Genomic DNA, 554 nt, shown 5'->3' with positions numbered 1-554 from the left:
TAGCTATTACTCGGTGGCTTGATTCAGCTCATCTCTCTCCGAATCAAAACAGTTAAAGTACGCGATAAGAACTCAACTCACTCACACAACGAGGAGATCAACGTCATGATAAAGCTCTTAGAAATTGGCATTGAATACGCAGTGGCTTTTTCAGTTTCTGGAAAAATCACCGAAGACAACATGGATTTTATTCTGAATGTTGCAAGAGAGAAATCAAAACAAAACGAACATATTGTGATTCTTGAGCGCATCGAGTCCTTTGATGGCGTGTCCCTAACCGCCTTAATAGAAGAGTTCAAATATCTGCGAGAGGTCGGCTTTTCAAACATCAAGCGGGTTGCCGTCGTTACCGATAGCAAGTGGATAAAACCCATTGTCACAATCGAAGATAAGATCTTCCGGTCTATGGATATTAAATGCTTTCCACTTGAGCAAGAGGCTGAGGCGATCAAGTTCCTATGGGGCGAAGATTAGGCAGCATTCATAACCACAACGACCAAAGCATGGACCACAATCGTATGCAGCATAACAACGCACTAGCCCGTCGAATATCG

At 43.1% G+C, this 554-nt stretch carries 1 protein-coding gene; it reads left to right on the top strand.

The window, feature by feature from the left end:
• Positions 1-105: 105 nt before the first annotated feature.
• Positions 106-474: an STAS/SEC14 domain-containing protein gene (locus A3750_RS22235; protein WP_068452164.1), complete on the top strand. Its 369-nt coding sequence runs from the start codon at positions 106-108 to the stop codon at positions 472-474.
• Positions 475-554: the final 80 nt, after the last annotated feature.

It is taken from the genome of Oleiphilus sp. HI0079 (genome assembly GCF_001635105.1).
The sequence above is the reverse complement of the archived record's forward strand: the minus strand, read 5'-3'. Positions and strand labels throughout refer to the sequence as shown.

What these genes read in the sequence shown, in the direction of transcription:
- A3750_RS22235 (WP_068452164.1), top strand. Translation starts at nt 106, where the DNA reads ATGATAAAGCTCTTAGAAATTGGCATTGAATACGCAGTGGCTTTTTCA.